This window comes from Falsirhodobacter sp. alg1, from assembly GCF_000739715.2.
Lineage (GTDB): Bacteria > Pseudomonadota > Alphaproteobacteria > Rhodobacterales > Rhodobacteraceae > Falsirhodobacter.
Genome location: NZ_BBJC02000002.1, coordinates 193,629 through 210,833, shown reverse-complemented (window position 1 = coordinate 210,833; position 17,205 = coordinate 193,629). Strand labels below are relative to the sequence as shown.

Genomic DNA, 17,205 nt, shown 5'->3' with positions numbered 1-17,205 from the left:
GCCAGTCATTCGATCGTTACCCGGCGGTTCTAAAACCGCCGGGATGTTCTTACGAATACCGAGGAGAGCCGCTATGGCAATCACCGCTCAGATGGTGAAAGAACTGCGCGAGACGACAGGCGCAGGCATGATGGACGCAAAGAAAGCGTTGATCGAAACCGATGGTGACATGGAAGCAGCGGTAGACTGGCTGCGCACCAAAGGTCTGGCAAAGGCTGCAAAGAAATCCGGCCGTGTTGCGGCTGAAGGTCTTGTCGGCGTTACTGTTTCCGGCGGAAAAGGCGTTGCGGTCGAGGTGAATTCCGAAACCGACTTCGTTGCGAAGAACGCTGACTTCCAGAAACTGGTTGCAGGTATTACTGATACCGCGCTGACCGTTTCCGACGTCGAGGCGCTGAAAGCAGCGTCGTTGAACGGCAAGACAGTCGACACCGTCGTGAACGAAGCCATCGCCGTTATCGGTGAGAACATGACCCTGCGTCGCATGGCCACCATCGAAGGTGACAGCGTTGCATCCTATGTTCACACCGCTGCTGCCGATGGCATGGGCAAGATCGGCGTTCTGGTTGCTGTCAAAGGCACCGACAACGGTATTGCCAAGCAGATCGCCATGCATATCGCTGCGACCAACCCGGCATCGCTTTCCGAAGCGGATCTGGACCCGGTTCTGGTAGAGCGTGAAAAGAACGTTCTGACAGAGCAGGCACGCGAATCGGGTAAACCGGACGCGGTCATCGAAAAGATGATTGTTGGCCGTATGGCAAAATACTTCGAAGAAGTAACGCTGCTGGGTCAGAAATTCGTTCTGAACCCCGATGTGACTGTCGGTCAGGCTGCAAAAGATGCAGGCGTTGAAGTTGTCGGCTTTGTCCGCATGGCTGTTGGCGAAGGCATCGAGAAAGAAAAAGAAGATTTTGCAGCAGAAGTTGCAAAAACTCTCAAAGGCTGATTTCGGTCAACCTGACGAACATAACGCCGTCCCATCTGGGGCGGCGTTTTTGTTTGCCTTGCCGTAACCCACTCGATTTACGGGAAGATGTACGGTTTTGCGGAAGGTTAGGGTAGGCAGACCCCTTGACGTTCGGGGTTTGCGGCCTCTTATTGACGTCAACTGAAAACAGGAGTGTCCATCATGGCTTTTACCCTTCCCGAACTTCCCTATGCCCACGATGCGCTTGCGGATCTGGGTATGTCGAAGGAAACGCTGGAGTTTCACCATGACATTCACCACAAGGCCTATGTCGATAACGGCAACAAGTTGATTGCCGGAACCGAGTGGGAAGACAAAGACCTCGAGAATATCGTCAAAGGGACCTACAAGGCTGGCGCCGTGGCGCAGTCGGGTATCTTCAACAATGCTTCGCAGCATTGGAACCACAACCTGTTCTGGGAGATCATGGGGCCGACCGGTAAAACCATGCCTGCCGAACTGGAAAAGGCGCTGGTTGACAGCTTTGGTTCGGTCGAGAAATTCAAGGAAGAATTTGCAGCCGCAGGGGCAGCGCAATTCGGTTCCGGCTGGACCTGGCTGGTCAAGGATGCCTCGGGCACGCTGAAGATCACGAAAACGGAAAACGGTGTAAACCCGCTTTGCTTCAACGAAACGGCACTTCTGGGCTGCGACGTGTGGGAGCACAGCTACTACATCGATTTCCGCAACAAACGTCCCGCATACCTTGCGAACTTCCTCGACAAGCTTGTGAACTGGGAAGCTGTTGCGGCACGTATGTGATCGCCACAACCTGATGTGAAAAAGCCCGCCCTAATCAGGCGGGCTTTTTTGTTAATATTGCTTATGAACAATACATTGCAAAGATTTCCTGATCCCAGCGGTGTGTCTTGCCGCGGCTCGTCACAACCCGTTTGCCAGCGCGGTTTCCAATGATGCTACATCAGGAACAACACTTACGAACTCCAGAACCGACGGATCGGCAAACTCTTCCGCAACCACATGGTCCAGCAGCGCGATCAGCGGGTTCCAGTAGCCGTCGATGTTGAGCAGGAATATCGGTTTGGAGTGAAGACCGATCTGACGCCACGTCAGAACCTCGAAGAATTCATCCAGCGATCCGGCGCCCCCCGGCAGAACGACGATGACATCCGAATTCATGTACATCACCTTTTTCCGGGCGTGCATGTTGTCGGTGATGATGAATTGCGTCAGATCACGTTTGCCCTTTTCACGGGGCAGCAGATGCTCGGGAATGACGCCAAGCGATACTCCCCCCTCGGCACCGCGGGCGACTTCGCCCATCAGCCCCACATCCCCCGCGCCATACACCAGCCGCCACCCGTTTGCCGCAATCATCTGCCCGGTGGCGCGCGCAGCGTCGGTATAGGATGGACGTCCACCGTTGCGGGCACCGCAGAATACGCAAACGGAAATAGGGGCAGTCATGGTCAGGTCCTTTCATGTGCGGGGCGTCTGGTCATTCATACCACCCCCGCTTAAAACCCGTGCCGAAGGAGAAGCCTATGACACCCGAGACTTCGAGCACTGGCTGGCAAACCATCGCACGCGTGGCCCCCTACCTTTGGCCGCAAGGCGAGGGCTGGGTCAAGCGGCGTGTCGTGATTGCGATGGTGTTCCTGATCCTGGCCAAGGTGATCGCGGTTACAACGCCGATCTTCTACAAGGCGGCGGTTGATGCGCTCGGGGGGGAAGCACCCGATCTTGCCTCCACGCTGATGCTGGGGGCGGTGGGGCTGGTTGTGGCCTATGGGGTCGCCCGTTTTGGCGGGTTGGCGTTCAGTGAGGTGCGGGATCTGATCTTCGTACGCGTCGGTCAGCGTGCCCTGCGCAAGCTGGCGTTGGAAACCTTCTCGCATATCCACCACCTTTCCTTGCGTTACCACATCATGCGGCGCACCGGCAGCCTTTCAAGGGTGATGGAGCGGGGTGTGAAAGGCGTTGAGTTCCTGCTGCGGTTCCTAGTCTTTTCCGTTGGCCCGCTCATTCTGGAGCTGACTCTGGTCGCGATCATCTTCTGGGCGGTTTTCGGCATCTTCTATATGCTGGTGGTGGTGGCAACCGTTGCCGCCTATGTGACCTTTACGCTGAAGGTCACCGAGGTGCGCGTCCGTATCCGGCAGGAAATGAATGATCGCGACAATGACGCGAACCAGAAGGCGGTCGATAGTCTTCTGAATTTCGAGACGGTCAAATACTTCGGCGCGGAAAAGGTAGAGGCTGCACGATATGATGCAGCGATGGCGGGCTACGAAAGTGCTGCGGTGCGGACGGGGCAAAGCCTTGCGATCCTGAACATGGGGCAGGCCGCCATCATCACGACAGGGCTTGTCGCGGTCATGGCCATGGCTGCACGCGGGGTGGCTGCCGGCACATTGACGGTTGGCGATTTTGTCATGGTCAATGCCTACATGATCCAGATCACGCTGCCCTTGGGTTTTCTGGGAACGGTTTACCGCGAGATCCGGCAGGCCTTGGTCGATATGGGGCAGATGTTCGGAATCCTCGGTCAGTCTGCTGAAATCACGGACCGGCCGAATGCGCCCGATCTGAAGGTTACGGGCGGCGAAATCGTGTTCGATGATGTCTCCTTCAGCTACGACGCGCAACGTCCTATCCTGCAGGGGTTGTCGTTTACGGCCCTGCCGGGACAAACGATCGCCCTTGTCGGCCCGTCCGGGGCCGGTAAATCAACAATCGGCCGTCTTCTGTTCCGTTTTTATGATGTAACGGGTGGCGCGGTGCGGATTGATGGGCAGGATTTGCGCGATATCACGATGGAAAGCCTGCATCACCGGATCGGCGTGGTGCCGCAGGATACGGTCCTGTTCAACGACACCATCCGCTACAACATCGCCTACGGTCGTCCTGATGCAACCGAGGATGAGGTCTTCGCCGCCGCCCAAGCCGCGCGCATTCACGATTTCATCATCTCGCTGCCCGATGGCTATGAAACAACCGTGGGGGAGCGTGGGCTGAAACTGTCCGGCGGAGAGAAACAGCGTGTGGGGATTGCACGGACGATCCTGAAAAATCCGCCACTTTTGCTGTTGGACGAGGCGACATCGGCGCTGGACACCCAGACAGAGCGGGACATCCAGGACAGCTTGCGCCTTATGTCGAAGGGCAGGACGGTCGTGACCATTGCCCACCGGCTGTCCACGATCGCGGATGCCGACCGCATCTTGGTGCTTGAGGCGGGGCGCGTGATCGAGGAGGGCCGACACGAAGATTTGTTGGCGCTAAACGGACGATATGCCCGTATGTGGGCGCATCAGTCCGCCGAGGAAGCGGAGATCGAGGGCTGACCGCCCTTGGCAATCCGCGTCGAACCCGTGTAAGACAAAATTCAAAGCAGTGGAGCCGGTTTAGTGAGCAACTCCGACACCTTCATCGATGAGGTCGCCGACGAACTGCGGCGTGAACGTCTGTTCGGCGCATTGAAACGCTATGGCTGGATTGCAGGGCTTCTGGTTCTGGTCGTGGCCGGGGGCGTTGCATGGACCGAATGGCAGCAGCGGGCTTCGGAAACCGAAGCGCAAAGCTTTGGCGATACGCTTCTGGCATCGCTTGATGCCGCGAATCCCGAGGAGCGCCGCGCGGTTCTGGACGCCGCCAGCGCAGAGGGTGATCGCCGCGCTGTTCTGGACCTTATGGCCGCATCCGACCCGAGCGAGGATAAGGCCGCAACAATGGCCGCCCTGGACCGTGTAATCGCGCAGGACGGGATTTCGGCAGTGTTCCACGATCTGGCCGTATTGCGTAAGGCAGTCGTGGCCGGAACCGATCTTTCCATCGATGATCGGCGCGCCCTGCTGGAACCGATTTCACAACCGGGCCAACCGTATCGCGCGCTGGCCCGCGAACAACTGGCCTATCTTGATATCGAGGCCGGGGATATTCCGGCAGCAATCACCAAACTAACGGCCCTGACCACAGATCGTGAAGCGACCCAGGGGTTGCGGCAGCGGGCAGGTCAGATCGTCACCGCGCTTGGCGGTACGATTTCGGCAGAATAAGCGAAGGGGCTAGGGATGAAGGCTGCGACAGGTCTGGTAACGTTGGCAACGCTGGCCCTCATGGGGTGCCAGCACGAGGAACTGCTTCCGGGCCAACGTTTCGACGTGCGCTCTCCGTTGGATGCAAGCGTTCCTACTGCAAGCAATCCGAATCCGACCGATCGTATCGCGGTTGCCGCGAACCGCTCGGTGCCCATTTCGCTGCCGGCGCAAACCAGCACGGCATGGACACATCGGGGGGGTAATGCCCAGCACCTTGCGGGGAACGGCCTTCTTTCAGCGCAACCCGTCCGTGCGTGGAGCGTGGAATTCGGTGAGGGGAACAGCCGCCGTCAGCGCATCGCCGCCGCACCCATCGTTGCCGACGGGCGCGTTTATGCGATGGATGCCGAAGGGCGCGTTGCCGCAGTGTCCACCGCAGGTCAGAAACTATGGTCGACGCCCCTGCGCCCTGTACGTGAGCGTTCCAAGATTTCCGGCGGCGGTCTTGCCTTTGGGTCCGGCCGCGTCTTTGCCACAACGGGTTATGGTGAGCTGATCGCGCTGGATGCCGCAAGCGGAGCAATCCTGTGGCGTCAGGATCTTGGCGCGGCGGCCATTGGCGCGCCATCGTTTGATGGTGGCAAGATTTACGTCGTTGGCCGTGACGGCACCAGCTGGTCTGTGGATGCCTCCAATGGCCGGGTCGAATGGACAGTCATGGGAACGACCGAGATTGCGGGAATGCTGGGAACAGCCTCACCGGCGGTGACGTCCAGCAGTGTGATTTTCCCATTCTCCTCGGGCGATGTCGTTTCTGTCAGCCGCATCAGCGGGGCGCGTAACTGGTCCAGCGCGGTTGCTGGCCAGCGTCGGGGCCGTGCCTATGCGATGCTGCCAGACATCACATCGGATCCGGTAGTTTCGGGCAGCACCATCTATGTGGGCAACCAAGCAGGCCGCACCGTTGCCATGGACCGCGATACCGGTGATCGCAAATGGACAGCGCAGGAAGGGGCGTATGGCCCGGTGGCGGTGGGCGGCAATTCCGTCTTCCTGATTTCGGATGAGGCGCATCTGGTCCGTCTGGATGCGCGGACCGGTGAACGTATCTGGTCTGTGGATATGCCTTACTATACCGCGGAAAAGGTGAAGAAACAGAACGAGATCGTCGCGCATTACGGACCGGTGATTACCGGAAACCGGATTGTTGTCGCCTCGGGGGATGGTCTGCTACGCTTCTTCTCGCCGACCGATGGTTCGCTGCTCGGGACGGTTGCAATTCCTGAAGGGGCGGCTGCCCAGCCGGCGGTTTCAGGGGGCGCAATTTATGTTGTTTCCACCGATGGAAAGATTCACGCTTTCCGCTGACGCCACAAGGGTGTAAACCCCCGTTCTTCGGAAGGATTGCGGAATGAGTTTCACCCTTGCCATCGTCGGACGCCCCAATGTGGGTAAATCGACCCTGTTCAATCGCCTTGTCGGCAAGCGTTTGGCGCTGGTCGATGACCAACCCGGCGTTACCCGCGACTTGCGCGAGGGTGATGCAAAGCTTATCGATCTGCGGTTTACCGTGATCGATACCGCCGGTCTGGAGGATGCTACCGACGACAGCCTTCAGGGCCGTATGCGTCGGCTGACCGAACGCGCCGTAGAGATGGCAGATGTCTGCCTGTTCGTCATTGACGGACGGGTCGGTGTCACGCCTCTGGATGAAATGTTTGCCGACATTCTTCGCCGCAAGAATGCCCATGTGATTCTGGGCGTGAACAAGGCCGAAGGCAAGGCAGGGGACGCCGGTGCGATCGAGGCATGGAGCCTTGGTCTGGGGGAGCCGATTCGCATGTCGGCCGAACATGGCGAAGGGATCGATGATCTCTACCATACCCTGCGCCCGATTGCAGACGGTTTTGCCGAACGTGCCGCAGCCGATGCCCCGCTGGTGGATGTCGATATTCCCGAGGAAGAAGCGGATGATGAGGCTGATCCCGAAGCGCACAAGCCGACGGACCGCCACCCGCTACAGATTGCCGTCATCGGTCGTCCGAATGCCGGTAAATCCACACTGATCAACAAGATCCTTGGACATGACCGGCTGCTGACAGGGCCAGAGGCGGGGATCACGCGGGATGCTATCTCTGTTCGTGCCGAATGGAATGATACGCCTATCCGTATTTTCGATACGGCGGGTATGCGCAAGAAGGCAAAGATTTCGGACAAGGTCGAAAAGCTTTCGGTGGCCGACGGTCTGCGTGCCGTTCGATTTGCCGAGGTCGTGGTGGTTCTGCTGGATGTGGAAATCCCTTTCGAGCAGCAGGATCTGCGTATCGCCGATTTTGCAGAAACCGAAGGCCGTGCCGTGGTCGTGGCAATCAACAAATGGGACCTTGAGGACGACAAGCAGGACAAGCTTGCCGAGCTGAAGGAAATGTTCGAACGCCTGCTGCCGCAATTGCGTGGCGCACCGCTTGTAACGGTTTCTGCCAAGACAGGGCGTGGTCTGGATCGTCTTCATGACGCAATCCGCCGTGCCCATGATATCTGGAATATCCGCGTTCCGACGGCCCGCCTGAACACATGGCTTGGCGCGATGACCGAGGCGCACCCGCCACCCGCACCGGGCGGTCGCCGGATCAAGATGCGCTATATGACGCAGGTCAAGACCCGCCCGCCGGGATTCATCGTCATGTGCAGCCATCAGGATATGGTTCCCGACAGCTACAAACGTTATCTGGTGAATGGCCTGCGCGATCATTTCGACATGCCAGGAACGCCGATCCGTGTGACCTTGCGCGGTCAGGGCGACAAGAACCCGTTCAAGAATGCGAACAAGTTCCGCACCCCCTCGCGTCTGCGTAAGCACAAGGCCAAGAATACCGGTGATTAAGGGGTGGGGGCTTTGGCCTCCATCCACCATTCATGATGCCTGTGCACAAGCGTCGGGTTGATCCCGGCGCCATGCACATGCGGATGGACATGACGGGTCAGCTGCCGCCAATAGGGCTGGATGATGACACCTTCATCCCGCAGGATTTTTTCTAGATCCGCCATGATCCGGGCGCGGTCTTCTGCCAGAACGGTGCCGATCGCTTTTTCCACGCCGGCATCAAACGCCGCATTTGCGAAACCGCTTTCATTCCAGGCGCTTTTGCTGTGATAGGCCAATTGCAGGATCTGCACGCCTAGGGGCCGCATGTTCCAGTTCGTTCCCGAGAACGGAAAGCTGCGCCAGTTTTCCCAATATTCCAGCCCCGGTACAGTGCGGCGGGCGACGGGAATGCCCGCATCGTTCAGTTGCGCGGCCACCGCGTCACAGCACAGCGCCTGCCAGGCGTCATCCAGCGACACGAGTGTTACATCAGGACTGTCGATCCCGGCCTCAGCCAGCAACGCGAGCGCCTTTTCGGCATTGGCCACCGGCGGGTCGATTGCGGTATAATCCGGCTGGATCGGGCAAACGTGGTGGTTTTCCCCGATTATGCCGCGATTGTAGCCTGCAATTTCCAGTACTACCGCATTGTCCACGGCCATCTGAAATGCCTGCCGTACGCGCACATCCGCAAAGGCATCGCTGGCCTGCTGGAACCGCACGACGAGGGTGGCTGCACTATTTACCTCGGATCTTTGCCAACCCAGATGATCAAAGACCGTGATATAATCGCCGATGCTCTGATCCACTGCATCAACCTCTCCTTTTTCGGCGGCGTCGACGGCGCGGGCGGGATCGGTTCCGATGTCTATGTATTCGATGCGGTCCAGCCACGGCCCGCCGAAGATCTCTGCCCCCCACCACTCATGATCAGTGTTCCGTTCCAGAACCTGACGGGTGCCGACCAGATTCTCCACCAGATAGTAGGGGCCGGTTCCGACAGGGGTCACGGCGGGATCACCGCCATCGTAGTCGGGGTGAACGATCAGCGCCGGATAATCCGAGAAATGCGCAATCAGCGTCGCATCAGGATAGGACAGCCGCAGCCGGACGGTCAGATCATCGACAACCTCGACTGCCTCGGCATCCAGTCTGCCGTCCTTTTGCACGGCACCCATTATTCCGGCCATCACGTTTGCGGGCAGGGAGCTGTCTGCCCATCGCCGCAGGTTCTCGACAAGATGTGCCGCCGTCAGGGCATCGCCATTACTCCACCTGATGTTCGGTCGCAGGGTCAGCGTCATTCCGCGCGCGTCGTCATCAAGGCTCCAGCTGTCCAGAAGAACCCCGGAGAAGCTGCCGTCAGCCTCATATCTGACCAACGGTTCCAACCACCCGCGCAGTACGTTTCCGATTTCGGGCCAATCGGCCATACGCGGATCGCTGAGCGGCATCGTCGTCATCTGCATTCGCAGGGTGCCGCCCGTTATTGGCGATGCCTGCGCCTTTGCCGGGCTTGGCAGGCCAATCAGGCCATAGGCTACCGGAGCAGTTACCCCAAGGGCCGTAGCGCGCGACAGAAACTCCCTTCGGGACAAACAGCCCGAACGGTGGTCTTCGGCATAGGTACGGACGTAGGGATGAATGCGTTTCATAACCATCATCTTAGCCGATGAATTCCGTCTGTCCAGAAACCGCCGCCCAATTACCGGCCCATGCTTTGGGGGGATCATAGTCCCTTAGGGCCAAGTTGACTGATCTCTTCATCAGACATACCATATCACCTACAGATACCGGAATTCATCGTGAACCAGCCCGACACAGGCAGCAGCATCACCTTTGATCTGGCCCGAAATCTGGGGCGGCAGATTGATCATTGGAATTCCTCTGATCGCGACGTTCTTTCATGGCTGCGGGAGTGTCATCCGGACCCTGCAGTGGCGGTGGAATCGGGGCGGCTGCGCATCGACATAGAGCCTTGGGCTACTGCATTGGCGGCCGATACCGCGCGGAAAGGTGCAATGCGTAAGGTATTTCCCATGATGAAGGACGGGGCACTTGATCGGGCGGATGCGGATGCCACAGGCATCGCAGGAACGTACAACAGCGTCTTTCAATCCTTTTGCCGGGTCATCCATGCGGCAATTGCCATTACCGCGCCGATCACCAAAGGTATGTTCGGGCCTTCCGGCGGCAAAATTCCTGCCCATGCGCGCATATTGGATGCGGTTCTGGCAACGGGCACTCTGGCTGCAAAGCTGAACGATGGCCTTGCGACCATTTCCGAATGGCGGGCCACACCGGCGCATACACGCGATCGCGGGACACTTGCGACAGGAGCATGATCCATGAACACTCTTTCGAACGATATGGAAATCACCCACCCCTTTGCGGGCCAGAAACTGGGCGAACCGTGCGAGCTTGGGGAGGGGTGTGGCTATGACCCGCTGAACAACCGCGTGTGGTGGTTCGATATCAAGGGTCGCCGTATCTATGAATGGGTACCGGGGGAGGATGCGATCTCGGTGCAGGTGCTGCCTGTGATGGCAAGCGCGCTTGCCGTGATCGACAAGGAAACGCAGCTGATCGTAGCAGAGGACGCGTTTTACCTGCGCAAAGGGCCCGGGGCGCGGTTGACCCATGCGCTGGCCTTCGGGCGCGATGTCATCACCCGCTCCAACGACAGCCGTATGCACCCGTCGGGTGCGCTCTGGACCAGCCGGATCGGGAGGCATAACGAACCGGGTGTAGGCGGGTTCTTCCACCTTGCCGGTGAAACATTGACCAGCCTTTACAGCAATGTCGGCATTCCCAATGCGATCTGCTTTTCACCCGATGGTGCAATGGGATATTTCATCGATAGCCATGTCCAGAAATTGATGCGCGTCGCGCTTGATCCGGCGACGGGCCTGCCCGTGGGTGATCCACAGATGCTGAATGATGCGCGTCAGGATGCAGGACGCATCGACGGTGCCATATGCGATGCCGAAGGTCGGATACATACCGCCCGCTGGGGCGGCGGATCGGTCGATGTGCTGTCTCCCGAAGGGCAGAAGATCGCACGCTATGAGGTGCCTGCACGACAGGTGACCTGTCCGGCCTTCTATGGACCCAATGCGGATCGTCTTTTCGTGACAAGCGCCCATGACGGTGTATCGGACAGCGGCAGGGCGTCCGATCCTGATGCGGGATATGCGTTTACGCTGGATATTGCCGTGAATGGCCGCCTCGATCCGTTTTTCCGGCTGGGATAGGTTATGGACACCCTTCAGCGTGATGTTTTTGGCCATATGCCTGATGGTCAGGTGATCGAGCGTGTGACCCTTGCCGCTGACGGCATACGGGTTGCTATCATCACCTTTGGGGCCGCGATCCAGTCCCTGCAGGTGCCGGATCGGGCAGGGCGAATGGAGGAGGTTGTTCTGGGGCATGATAGCCTGCAGCCCTATCTGGCCAAACGGAGCTTTTTCGGTGCCACAGTGGGGCGATATGCAAACCGCATCGCCGGATCCCGCTTTGCCCTGGATGGTCAGACGCACCGGCTGGATGGGAATGAGGGGGGTGCAACGCTTCACGGCGGCTATCACGGTTTTGACCAGCGTGTCTGGCAGATTGGTGAATGCAACGCAGGCCCGCATCCATCGGTGACATTTCATTTGCAGGATAGCGCGGGGTCGGGCGGATTCCCTGGCACATTGCAGGTTGCTTTGACATATACCTTGGGGCCCGGACCGCAGATCAAACTGTCTTATTGCGCAACCACTGATGCCCCGACGGTTTTGAACCTGACGCATCACGGGTTCTTTGCTTTGGGGGGTGATGTCCGGGATCAGATGCTGGCTGTACGCGCCACACGGTATCTGCCGACGGACACGTCTCAAATCCCGCTGGCACCCGAACCGGTGGCAGGAACACCCTTTGATCTAACGCAGGCCGCGCGGATTGGTGGTCGGCTTGAACAGGATCATCCGCAACTACGCGCACAGGGCGGTTTCGACCATTACTACCCGTTGGATGATGGTGCCGAGCCGGCCGCCCGGTTGTGGGATCCAGCCAGCGGCCGGGTAATGGAGGTATTGACCGACCAGCCGGGGATTCAGGTCTATACGGCCAATACGATGAATGGTTTCATTGCGCGTAACGGCGCGCCCCTGCACCCATGGGATGCGATCTGTCTGGAGGCACAGGATTATCCGGACGCGCCCAACCGCCCCGATTTTCCGTCACCGCGGCTGGATCCGGGTGAAACCTATTCCCGCAGCATAAAATTCAGGTTTGCCGTGATCCCGTGATTACAGTGCGGCGACTGGTACGCATCATCCCAGCGGGTATTCGGTCCAGTCGGCCATGCGGCTGCGAAACCATGTTCTTTGGCGTTTGGCATATTGGCGGCTCGCCGTCTTGGCCTGCGCAATTGCCTCGGGCAGGGAAAGTCGCCCTTCAAGATGCGCAATGAGTTCGGGGGCGCCGATCGCGCGTGATGATGGACGGTCCGGCTGCCAGTGGGGCAGTTCGGCACGCGCCTCATCCAAGGCGCCGCTTTCCATCATCAGATCAAAGCGCGTGTCGATGCGGTGCCCCAGCCACGCAGGGTCGGGGCGCAATACCAGCGGCGTGGTCCGTGCCAGCGGCAGAACGGGCGGGCCCGTTCGGGCCTGCCACAGGCTCAGCCCCTCACCTGTGGCGCGCAGCACTTCCCATGCGCGCTGGACGCGGGCGCGGTTCTGACGATCGATCCTGGCCGCCGTTGGCGCATCAAGGGTTGCCAGCAACTCTTCCAGCGTCAGTGCATTCCCTTCGGTACGGATGTCGGCCGGTGTGGCGGGGATCTCTGCCAGCCCCTCGGTCAGGGCGCTGAAATAAAGCCCGGTTCCGCCAACGATGACGGGCCTGATACCTTTGTCCAGCAGGGCCGCCACCTCTCGCAGCCAGTGGCCAACGGAATAGTCATCCTCCCGTCCGACATGACCATAGAGCGCATGGGGCAGTGCCGCCTCATCTTCGACCGAGGGACGGGCCGTCAGCAGGCGCCAGTTTCCATACACCTGCAGCGCATCGGCATTGACGATCACCCCACCGCCATCGGCAACGATCCGCGCAGCCAGCTCCGATTTTCCGCTGGCAGTAGGCCCGGCGATCAGCACGGGGCGGTCGGGATCTATGCCAAAGGCCATTTCTTGCGTCATTCCTTGCTGCACCCCTCAAGGCTCCGGTTGAAACCTCCGTCATTTTCCGACATTTTCGGCGCAAGGAAAACCCGTTCCCAAGAAAGCGCCTCATGTCAGACCTCACCATCACACCGATTTCGTATAAACGCGTCATGCTCAAGATCTCGGGCGAGGCGTTGATGGGAGATCAGGGGTTCGGCCTTAACCCGCCAACCGTTGCCCGCATCGCACGTGAGGTGAAATCCGTACATGATCTTGGTGTCGAGATCTGCATGGTCATCGGGGGCGGCAACATCTTTCGCGGCCTTCAGGGCTCTGCCCAGGGGATGGAGCGGACGACTGCCGATTACATGGGAATGCTGGCAACCGTCATGAACGCGCTGGCCATGCAGGCCGAGCTGGAGGCCCTTTCGATCCACACGCGCGTGATCAGCGCCATTCCGATGGATCAGGTCTGTGAGCCCTACATCCGCCGCCGCGCTGTGCGCCACCTCGAGAAGAAGCGGGTCGTGATCTTTGCGGCAGGTACGGGAAATCCGTATTTCACGACCGATACTGCTGCCACATTGCGGGCGAATGAAATGGCCTGTCAGGCGATCTTTAAAGGGACGAAGGTCGATGGTGTCTATGACAAGGATCCGAGCAAGCACGCCGACGCGCGCCGCTATGACAATGTGAGCTATGACGAGGTGCTACAGCAGCATCTGGGCGTCATGGATGCCTCGGCCATCGCGCTGGCCCGTGACAATCACCTGCCGATCATCGTGTTCTCTCTGGATGAGCCGGGCGGCTTCTGCGGCATTCTGCGCGGCGAAGGGACATATACCCGCGTGCACGGCTAAGGCTATACCACCGGGGCTGTGCCTGATATGAAGCGCGAAATGGCGCTAAAGCTAGAAGGAATTAACGATGTCTGATGAGTTAGAGATCGATCTTGATGCGATCGAACGCCGTATGGACGGCGCGATTGCGGCATTGCGGGCGGAATTCAGCTCGTTGCGGACCGGACGTGCATCGGGTGCGATCCTCGATCCCATTCAGGTTGATGCCTATGGCCAGATGACTCCGATCAACCAGCTGGGCACCGTGAACGTACCCGAGCCGCGGATGGTCGTCATCAATATCTGGGACAAGGGCATGATCGGTAAGGTCGAGAAGGCCATCCGTGAATCCGGGATCGGCATCAATCCCGTTGTCGATGGCCCGCTGATCCGCTTGCCGATCCCAGAACTGAACGAAGAGCGTCGTCGCGAGCTGACCAAGGTCGCGGCGCAATATTCCGAGAGTGCGCGTGTTGCGATCCGTAACGTACGCCGCGACGGAATGGACCAGATCAAGAAGGCCAAGGCCGCCGGTATGGCCGAAGACGATCAGAAGATGTGGTCGGAAGAAGTCCAGACCCTGACAGATGCCGCTATTGCCGCCGTAGACAAGGCGCTGGAAAGCAAGCAGCAGGAGATCATGCAGGTTTAACGCCTGCATGATTGGGGAGCGCAACGAGATGGCTCGGACGCAAGACACCGGCGGTGCCCGGCATGTCGCCATTATCATGGATGGCAACGGCCGGTGGGCGACCAACCGCAGCTGGCCCCGGCTTGTCGGCCACCGCAAGGGGGCCGAACGGGTCAAGCAGATCGTGCGCTGCGCACCTGATCTGGGAATCGAGTATCTGACGATCTATGCATTCTCTACCGAGAACTGGAAACGGTCCACCGAAGAAGTGCTGGGTCTGATGGGCATTTTTGCCCGTTATATCGAGCGTGAGGCTGATCGCCTTGCTGCCGAAGGGGTGCGTATGCGCTTCATCGGGGACCGGACAATGCTCAGCTCCCGTCTTCAGAAATTGATGCAAGGTATTGAAGAGCGTACGAAACATCTGAGCCGTCTCAATCTGACAGTTGCCATCAATTATGGCGGCCGTGATGAGGTGACACGGGCGGTTCGCACGCTTGCGGCCGAGGTTGCTGCGGGGCGTCTGGATCCGGCAGGCATTACCGACCGGATGATTGCCAGCGTCCTTGATACCCGGGATCTGCCGGATCCGGATCTGGTAATCCGCACCTCGGGTGAAACTCGCACCTCGAATTTCCTGCCCTGGCAGTCGGCCTATGCCGAATATGAATTCACACCCACGCTATGGCCGGATTTCAGCCCGGATGAATTGGCGCAACTGGTTGCACGCTTTGGCAATCGTGACAGGCGTTTCGGCGGCGTGAAGCAAGCATGAAGCGGGTCCGCAAGCAGGGGCGTTGGGGCGATCTGCCCAAACGTATGGCCTCTGCGCTTATCATGCTGGCCATTGGCGCCGTTGAGATATGGCTTGGCGGTATTACCTTCACCTTGCTGGTGCTGATCCTGACGGGGCTGATGATGTGGGAACTTGGCCGGATGCAGCGGCCGGATGCCGATTGGGTTCCGGTTGCCCTTGGGGGACTGGCGGCAGGATCACTCTATGCGGTCCTTATGGCAGCTCCGTTCTTGCAGGTACCGCTTCTTTTCCTTCCATCATTCGCAGCCTTTGGCCTGGTAAAGCATCGCAAGGTCGCATTCGTCTACGCGCTGGCGATCATGCTGGCGGGGTATACGCTGATCGATCTACGGGCCCTGGCCGGGACACCGGTGATTGTCTGGCTGATCTCTTTGGTCGTTGTATCCGATGTGACAGGATATTTTGCAGGACGAACCTTCGGTGGACCGAAGTTCTGGCCGCGGGTCAGCCCGAACAAGACCTGGTCCGGTACGGTTGCCGGCTGGATCGGTGCAGTCGTCGTCGGTACGGCCTTTGTCATCCTGCAGGATGCGCCTTGGCAGCTTATCATCCTGTCTCCGGTCATTTCGCTGGCGGGACAGCTGGGGGATATTGCCGAAAGCTGGATCAAACGCCGCGCCGAGGTAAAGGACAGCTCCGGGCTGATTCCGGGGCACGGTGGTGTTCTGGACCGGTTTGATGCCCTGATCGGTGCCGTTGTGGCCATCTTGCTTCTTGGCCTGCTGTTCCCCCTTCCAATCCCGAGCGGGCTTTAATCCATGCGCAGCATTTCTATTTTCGGAGCCACCGGCTCTATCGGTGAAAGTACGTTCGATCTGATCCGGCAGCAGGGCGGCGCGCGGGCATTTCGTACGGTTGCCCTGACCGGGGGGCGCAATATCACGCGTCTTGCCGAAATGGCGGTGGAGTTGCAGGCCGAAGTTGCCGTGACGGCACATGAAGATTGTCTTCCCTCGCTTCGGGACGCATTGCAGGGCACGGGAATCGAAGTGCAGGCCGGGGCATCGGCGATTGCCGAAGCGGCGGATCGTCCGGCTGACTGGGTCATGTCGGCCATCATCGGTGCGGCCGGATTGGTACCGGGACTGCGTGCATTGCGTCACGGGCGGACATTGGCCTTGGCGAACAAGGAAAGCCTGGTAACAGCCGGGGCGCTGCTGATGGCAACCGCACAGGAATCTGGCGCAACCATCCTTCCTGTTGACAGTGAGCATTCGGCCGTTTTTCAGGCCCTGACGGGCGAAGATATCAAGGCGGTTGAAAAAGTCATCATCACAGCCTCGGGCGGGCCGTTCCGGGACTGGAGTGTGGAACGTATTGCCAAGGCCACCCTTGCCGAAGCGGTAGCGCACCCCAGCTGGAGCATGGGACAGCGCATCTCTATCGACAGTGCATCCATGTTCAATAAAGCACTTGAACTGATTGAAACACGGGAATTTTTCGATATTGACCCATCAAGGATCGATACGCTTGTCCATCCGCAGTCGATCGTTCATGCATTGGTCGGTTTCACCGACGGCGGTGTTCTGGCGCATATGGGAATGCCGGATATGCGGCACGCCATCGGGTATGCGCTGCACTGGCCGGATCGCGGGCATGTTCCCGTGGCGCGGCTCGACCTTGGGCAGATCGCGAACCTTTCGTTCCAATCCCCTGATGCCGTTAAGTTTCCGGCCTTGCGTCTGGCGCGTGATGTAATGTCGCAGCGCGGATTGTATGGGGCCGTGTTTAATGCGGCCAAGGAAATCGCGCTGGATCACTTCATCGCGGGTCGTATCGCCTTTCCGCAGATGGCGGCTATTGTCGAGGAAACTCTTGTCCGCGTGTCGGCAGAGCCCGCCTATGCTCGGCCAGCAGCACGGCTGGATGATGTGATGGCGGCGGATTCCGAGGCGCGGCGCATTGCAACGGCTATCGTAAAGGAAAAATGA

General features: G+C 59.1%; 17 protein-coding genes. 14 read left to right on the top strand and 3 right to left on the bottom strand.

All coding sequences use genetic code 11. The annotated features are described in order from the left end of the window. The first annotated feature begins 73 nt into the window (after positions 1 to 73). Both tsf and TR36_RS05200 read left to right on the top strand, forming a co-directional pair. On the top strand, positions 74 to 949 hold the full coding sequence (gene tsf / locus TR36_RS05205) for a translation elongation factor Ts (protein ID WP_045389527.1): 876 nt from the start codon (positions 74 to 76) through the stop codon (positions 947 to 949). 183 nt (positions 950 to 1,132) lie between these two features. Then, positions 1,133 to 1,732, top strand: a complete 600-nt coding sequence (locus tag TR36_RS05200) for a superoxide dismutase (protein WP_045389530.1) — start codon at positions 1,133 to 1,135, stop codon at positions 1,730 to 1,732. A 120-nt stretch (positions 1,733 to 1,852) separates the two neighbouring features. Here TR36_RS05200 and TR36_RS05195 read toward each other — a convergent pair whose 3' ends face one another. Further along, a complete protein-coding gene (locus TR36_RS05195) occupies positions 1,853 to 2,398 on the bottom strand; it encodes a TIGR00730 family Rossman fold protein (RefSeq protein ID WP_045389533.1) in 546 nt (181 codons plus the stop codon). A gap of 77 nt (positions 2,399 to 2,475) precedes the next feature. Between TR36_RS05195 and TR36_RS05190 the strand changes: the two genes are divergently transcribed. The 4 genes from TR36_RS05190 (at position 2,476) to der (ending at position 7,855) form a co-directional block, all read left to right on the top strand. Then, positions 2,476 to 4,278, top strand: coding sequence for an ABC transporter ATP-binding protein/permease (locus TR36_RS05190; protein ID WP_045389536.1), 1,803 nt, complete (start codon positions 2,476 to 2,478; stop codon positions 4,276 to 4,278). 63 nt (positions 4,279 to 4,341) lie between these two features. After that, positions 4,342 to 4,989, top strand: coding sequence for a hypothetical protein (locus TR36_RS05185; protein WP_045389539.1), 648 nt, complete (start codon positions 4,342 to 4,344; stop codon positions 4,987 to 4,989). Between the two features lie 15 nt (positions 4,990 to 5,004). Then, a complete protein-coding gene (locus tag TR36_RS05180) occupies positions 5,005 to 6,339 on the top strand; it encodes a PQQ-binding-like beta-propeller repeat protein (RefSeq protein ID WP_045389542.1) in 1,335 nt (444 codons plus the stop codon). Positions 6,340 to 6,382: 43 nt separating this feature from the next. Then, on the top strand, positions 6,383 to 7,855 hold the full coding sequence (gene der / locus TR36_RS05175; RefSeq protein WP_045389545.1) for a ribosome biogenesis GTPase Der: 1,473 nt from the start codon (positions 6,383 to 6,385) through the stop codon (positions 7,853 to 7,855). Here the strand turns inward: der and TR36_RS05170 are convergent. Beyond that, entirely contained in the window at positions 7,852 to 9,492 is a 1,641-nt protein-coding gene (locus tag TR36_RS05170; RefSeq protein WP_237763519.1) for an ABC transporter substrate-binding protein, read from the bottom strand. The genes der and TR36_RS05170 overlap by 4 nt on opposite strands. Before the next feature lie 150 nt (positions 9,493 to 9,642). Between TR36_RS05170 and TR36_RS05165 the strand changes: the two genes are divergently transcribed. From TR36_RS05165 to TR36_RS05155, 3 genes are read left to right on the top strand one after another with little or no spacing between them, the layout of a single operon-like run. Next, positions 9,643 to 10,182: a hypothetical protein gene (locus TR36_RS05165; RefSeq protein ID WP_153010498.1), complete on the top strand. Its 540-nt coding sequence runs from the start codon at positions 9,643 to 9,645 to the stop codon at positions 10,180 to 10,182. Between the two features lie 3 nt (positions 10,183 to 10,185). Further along, on the top strand, positions 10,186 to 11,091 hold the full coding sequence (locus tag TR36_RS05160; RefSeq protein WP_082714861.1) for an SMP-30/gluconolactonase/LRE family protein: 906 nt from the start codon (positions 10,186 to 10,188) through the stop codon (positions 11,089 to 11,091). Between the two features lie 3 nt (positions 11,092 to 11,094). Next, a complete protein-coding gene (locus tag TR36_RS05155; protein ID WP_045389551.1) occupies positions 11,095 to 12,129 on the top strand; it encodes an aldose epimerase family protein in 1,035 nt (344 codons plus the stop codon). Between the two features lie 24 nt (positions 12,130 to 12,153). Here the strand turns inward: TR36_RS05155 and miaA are convergent, their stop codons facing one another. After that, complete coding sequence (gene miaA / locus TR36_RS05150) at positions 12,154 to 13,023, bottom strand: tRNA (adenosine(37)-N6)-dimethylallyltransferase MiaA (RefSeq protein WP_082714860.1); 870 nt, start codon at positions 13,021 to 13,023, stop codon at positions 12,154 to 12,156. Between the two features lie 92 nt (positions 13,024 to 13,115). Between miaA and pyrH the strand changes: the two genes are divergently transcribed. The 5 genes from pyrH to dxr all read left to right on the top strand — a co-directional run bounded on the left by pyrH (position 13,116) and on the right by dxr (position 17,205). Continuing rightward, positions 13,116 to 13,847: a UMP kinase gene (gene pyrH / locus TR36_RS05145; protein WP_045389557.1), complete on the top strand. Its 732-nt coding sequence runs from the start codon at positions 13,116 to 13,118 to the stop codon at positions 13,845 to 13,847. 67 nt (positions 13,848 to 13,914) lie between these two features. Further along, positions 13,915 to 14,478: a ribosome recycling factor gene (gene frr, locus TR36_RS05140; RefSeq protein ID WP_045389560.1), complete on the top strand. Its 564-nt coding sequence runs from the start codon at positions 13,915 to 13,917 to the stop codon at positions 14,476 to 14,478. 28 nt (positions 14,479 to 14,506) lie between these two features. Continuing rightward, positions 14,507 to 15,232 carry a polyprenyl diphosphate synthase gene (gene uppS / locus TR36_RS05135; RefSeq protein ID WP_153010497.1) on the top strand — a complete coding sequence of 242 codons (726 nt, stop codon included), beginning with the start codon at positions 14,507 to 14,509 and terminating at the stop codon, positions 15,230 to 15,232. Next, positions 15,229 to 16,029: a phosphatidate cytidylyltransferase gene (locus tag TR36_RS05130; RefSeq protein WP_045389566.1), complete on the top strand. Its 801-nt coding sequence runs from the start codon at positions 15,229 to 15,231 to the stop codon at positions 16,027 to 16,029. Before uppS ends, TR36_RS05130 begins: the two co-directional genes overlap by 4 nt. Positions 16,030 to 16,032: 3 nt before the next feature. Further along, positions 16,033 to 17,205, top strand: a complete 1,173-nt coding sequence (dxr, locus tag TR36_RS05125; protein ID WP_062762588.1) for a 1-deoxy-D-xylulose-5-phosphate reductoisomerase — start codon at positions 16,033 to 16,035, stop codon at positions 17,203 to 17,205.